The sequence below is a fragment of the Psychrobacter sp. FME13 genome, from assembly GCF_014861395.1.
Taxonomy (GTDB): Bacteria; Pseudomonadota; Gammaproteobacteria; order Pseudomonadales; family Moraxellaceae; genus Psychrobacter.
In genome coordinates this window covers 1-4,832 of the sequence record NZ_RRYV01000197.1, presented here as the reverse complement: position 1 = coordinate 4,832, position 4,832 = coordinate 1, and the positions used below count along the sequence as shown (strand labels likewise).

4 protein-coding genes are annotated in these 4,832 nt (G+C 38.6%); 1 reads left to right on the top strand and 3 read right to left on the bottom strand.

The window, feature by feature from the left end; translation table 11 throughout:
- Positions 1 to 37: 37 nt before the first annotated feature.
- Positions 38 to 913, bottom strand: a complete 876-nt coding sequence (locus EI164_RS14650; protein WP_192520655.1) for an AAA family ATPase — start codon at positions 911 to 913, stop codon at positions 38 to 40.
- A 998-nt stretch (positions 914 to 1,911) separates the two neighbouring features.
- Positions 1,912 to 3,528 carry an NAD(P)/FAD-dependent oxidoreductase gene (locus EI164_RS14645; protein WP_192520654.1) on the bottom strand — a complete coding sequence of 539 codons (1,617 nt, stop codon included), beginning with the start codon at positions 3,526 to 3,528 and terminating at the stop codon, positions 1,912 to 1,914.
- A 253-nt stretch (positions 3,529 to 3,781) separates the two neighbouring features.
- Here EI164_RS14645 and EI164_RS14640 point away from each other — a divergent pair, with 253 nt between their 5' ends.
- Complete coding sequence (locus EI164_RS14640) at positions 3,782 to 4,501, top strand: 3'-5' exonuclease (RefSeq protein WP_192520653.1); 720 nt, start codon at positions 3,782 to 3,784, stop codon at positions 4,499 to 4,501.
- A 198-nt stretch (positions 4,502 to 4,699) separates the two neighbouring features.
- On the opposite strand, the gene EI164_RS14635 is transcribed toward EI164_RS14640, so the two are convergent.
- Positions 4,700 to 4,832, bottom strand: a 133-nt coding sequence (locus tag EI164_RS14635; protein WP_192520652.1) for a hypothetical protein, incomplete at its 5' end; no start/stop codon positions are given.

The following is a 4,832-nucleotide window of genomic DNA, read 5'->3' as shown; positions in this document are numbered from 1 at the left end:
AGATTACAAGCCGCTTAATTTAGCTTGATGGTGACAACTACCTTGAAAAACTCCGAAAGTCAGATAGTTCTTTTACATCGAATCCTAGAAACTTTAAAAGACATAAGTTCCCATAATCATAATATTCATCATCTAACAAACCACTCTCTGACCTTTTGTATAAATGATCTAGGTTAATTAATGGTTTTACTTTTGAGTAATTATTGAAAAGAATAAAAACTGGCATTCTTGCATCCAGAGTGTCAAGGACTAGATCGGACGATTCACCAATCTTTGCTTTGGCTCTTAATTCTTCATGTCTCTTTTCTTCTTTAGTATTGTCTTCTTCAATAAGAGCATAATAATTATCTAAAAAGCTAACCAAAGAACGGGATCTATCTCCTGATATCTCAGTAGAGTCTACCCATTCATTAACGATTGCATTTAAAATATTACTTGGCTTCTTCATTTGTTCATCTGGGTCTTCAACAAAATATTGCTTATCCAGATGTGATGCTAACCTTAATAAACCGCCTCTGATGTCTGAAAAATATATGGCTGACGGCCCATTTTCTATAGAGTGATAACTTTGATTATCAATAGCTCTTTCTACTTTATATATACAATCATGGAATGGCTTTGGAATAAGAGCTTTATCAGCTTCGTCTAGTTTGAACCAACCTGTTACTACAATGGTATCTTCAGCTAATACTCTTCCAGAACTAATATCATTATATTTTGAGCGTGGATAATCTCTTAATATATCAAATCCAGCTACTTCATCAGGTTTATTTAACTGTTGCAAAGCTCTTAGTACAACTGTTTTTCCTGCTTCATTAGGGCCAACCATTATTGTTTTTAGGTCTTCAATTTCAAATTCACCAGTATCAATAATGCTGCGATAGTTTTGAATTCGAGCTTTACTTAACTTCATATTTTTTCCTCACAATTTTATATAGATATATTCGTATTTCTCTTTCGCTATAATACCATTCAAACCATCAATTCCACTGCTAAGATAAATTTCTCTGATATCTGTCCGTTTGTCGCCCCTGCGTAAGGGGAAATTAACTATTCTATCTGCTTCTCTAAATATTGCTTATCATATAGGTTTAGCTTTAATCATATAACGGAGCTTATGGTAAATGATTTTAGAGAGGAAAAGGGAGCTTCCTAGAAACTGTGTAACTGCTTATAATCCACTAACAGGAGAGTAAGCAATGACTAACCAAACCGACCTTAGAAAACTGGCTTAACAAATAGCTAGCAGCATTAACAGCTTCGATGATATCAAAGACTTTCAGAAGCAACTCATGCAATCCTTATAGATCAAATTATAAATTATGCAAAATTTCTTGAACCAACATGTATTTTATATAGTGTATATTATATATATAAAAAATTTTTCTCCTACCAAACCTTACTCTATATACTTTATACATTATTTATATACTATCTACTAGATATAACGCATAGGTGACTTAGAAAGACAAGCGTCATAACTTTGAAAGCAAAAAAGACTTCATCACCGCTCAGGTGACTTAGAAATTGTCGAACGTGTTGAAGTGATTGCAAATCTCCTTCATCACCGCTCAGGTGACTTAGAAATTGTCTTTGTCATACAGCCACATATAACCTCTCTTCATCACCGCTCAGGTGACTTAGAAAAAGACCAATGGGTGTGGGCGTGGCGGTATTGACTTCATCACCGCTCAGGTGACTTAGAAAACTAGGGTGTGTCATCAAGTAGATGATGAAGCTTAAAATGAGAAAAATTGTAGATAAACAAGAAAGCAATTGCCGTTAATATGAACATATTGACAAAATTTCTGACGATGTTTAGCAAAATTCAGCCATTTTAAGGCCACTAAATGTATTAATTAATGACACGCCCTAGGACAACCCCCAATATTTAATCACCTAAAGCCGCTCTTAATCTATATTCAATATTGATTTCGCCACAGCTTCAGCCACTTTGATACCATCAATTCCCGCTGACAATATGCCACCTGCATAACCAGCGCCCTCGCCTGCAGGGAATAGTCCTTTGGTATTAATGCTTTGGAGATCTTTATTACGTTTAATGCTGATTGGTGACGATGTTCTGGTTTCTACACCCGTTAGTAAACCATCGTCAGATGCAAAGCCTTTGATTTTTCTATTAAACGCTGGAATGGCTTCACGTATGGCATCCACGGCAAAATCAGGTAACGCTTTGCTTAGGTCCGTTAAGGTAATACCTGGAGTGTAAGACGGCTTCACATCACCGAGTTCTGAGTCTGGTTTGCCTTTTAAGAAATCGCCAATGGTTTGCGCTGGTGCATTGTAGTCTTTGCCACCTAACTCAAACGCTAAGGTCTCTAGTTGTCTTTGTAAGTCGATACCAGCAAGAGGATGGTTTGGGTAATCTCGCTCTGGGTCGATACCCACAACAATTGCGCTGTTGGCGTTACGCTCGTTCCTTGAATATTGGCTCATACCATTGGTGACAACACGGCCTTCTTCTGAAGTTGCAGCAACGACGGTGCCACCTGGGCACATACAGAAGCTATAAACAGAACGACCGTTTTTACAATGATGAACCAGTTTGTAATCCGCAGCACCAAGTATTTCGTTTCCAGCATTATCACCAAAGCGTGCTTGGTCGATGGCTGACTGCTTATGTTCAATCCTAAAGCCAATTGAGAAAGGCTTTGCTTCAACATACACGCCTTTATCATGGATCATTTGAAAGGTATCACGGGCACTATGACCAACAGCAAGAACAACGTGATTGCTGTTTAACCGTTCGCCATTGTGTAAGGTAACGCCTGTGATTTGCTCGTCTTTGATATGGATATCATCGACACGAGTAGCAAAACGAATTTCGCCACCGAGTTCTATAATCTCAGCACGCATTTTTTCTACCATGCTGACTAGTTTGTAAGTACCTATGTGCGGTTTGCTAACAAATAAAATCTCCTCTGGCGCGCCAGCTTTAACAAATTCCGTCATGACTTTACGGCCATAATGATTTGGATCTTTTACTTGGCTATACAGTTTACCGTCGGAGAAAGTACCCGCTCCGCCCTCACCGAATTGTACGTTAGATTCTGTGTTCAATTTACGCTGACGCCAAAAGCCAAAGGTATCTTTGGTGCGTTGTCTTACTTCGTTACCGCGTTCAATGATAATGGGTTTAAAACCCATTTGAGCAAGCGTGAGTCCTACTAATAAACCACAGGGACCAAAACCAATAATGATAGGACGCTCAGTTAAGTCTTCTGGTGCTTGACCAACATATTTGTAGCTGGTATCTGGTGTTGGTCTAACATGGTTGTCTGACTCAAATTGCACCAGTAAATCATTGGTCAAATCCGAGTCGGTCAGCGTGACATCTAGCGTATAAATTAATTGGATATTTCTTTTATTACGAGCATCATAACCACGTTTAAACATCACAAATGATGCCATCTGCTCAGCAGAAATTTTAAGCTTGGTCGTTATCGCAGTCGTTAGATCTTCAGGTGCATGATTTAATGGCAATTTAATTTCAGTTAAACGTATCATTGGTTACTCATAAACTCGTGTAGAAAACAGTCTCGCATTTTACTGGTACTGATACAAATAAGCGAATAAATATTCTACTTATACAGGATAAATTTACGGATTTGACGGCAGGAGCATATTTACTAATTGATGATAAGTAGTACATCTAAGCAGGTTAACGCTGCAATACTTTTATGATGGAGTAACTATAGACTGCTATAATACAAGCATTTATATTAGACCACTGAGCTCCTCACATTTATCAAGGCCCATTATGACCACTTATATACTCGACACAGAAACCACAGGGCTTGTTGAGCCGCACATGACTGAAGCCGCCTACTCTATTGTGAATATCAACAATGGCAAGGTAGAGGTACTACAAGAGCCAAGATCCAAGCGTTTTAACCCTCTGAAAGAAATCAGCTTGGGCTCTATGGCAGTGTCACATATATGTGAAGAAGATATCATGAATGAGCCTCCTCATACAGACTTTAGACTGCCCAGTAGTGTTGAGTATTTGATTGGTCATAATATTGATTTTGATATGGCCGTTCTAAAAAATGCAGGCGTGACACATACGCCTAAGCTGATATGCACCAATGCGATGGCTAACTATCTGCTACCTACGCTAGAAAGCCATAAGCTGGTCTCTCTTCTCTACCTCTTTCATCGAGATATCGCACGTGAGCAAGCAAAACATGCACATGCTGCTGTTTATGATATTTACTTCACTCAGTTGGTACTGGGTAGTCTGATTGATTTAGCCAATAGCCAAGGCCATGTCATCACTGATGCAGAGAGCTTATATGAGTTTAGCCAAATGGCACGCATACCCACGCATTTCAGTTTTGGCAAATATAAAGGTGAGGCTATTGCAAAGTTGGCAACCCATTCCGATGGAGCTGGATATCTAAAATGGATGCTCAAGCAAGACAGTATTGACCCTTATTTGGCTGAGGCTTGTCAGCAGGCTCTAGATACAGCTGGCTAAATCATAAGTGAGCGTATTTTAGTTTGAGATATAAAAAAAGCTGCAATACGTTTTTGTATTGCAGCTTTTAATACATATGATACAACCTAACTTAACATTTAGAGCATGTTCTCAATCTAAACGATAAATATTAAGTGAAGATGCGCCCTAATTGATGACACACCCCAAATAACTGATTCAGAATCATGCTTAAACGACTTATAGACAACATGAGCAATTGCGTTTGGTTTTAGACATTTTACCAATACCAGGGTTAAAGCTGTTGGTTGGGTCTAAGCTTTTATAGAAATTCTGCAAATCAGGCTCTGCTTCGTATAGATGCCCTACATTA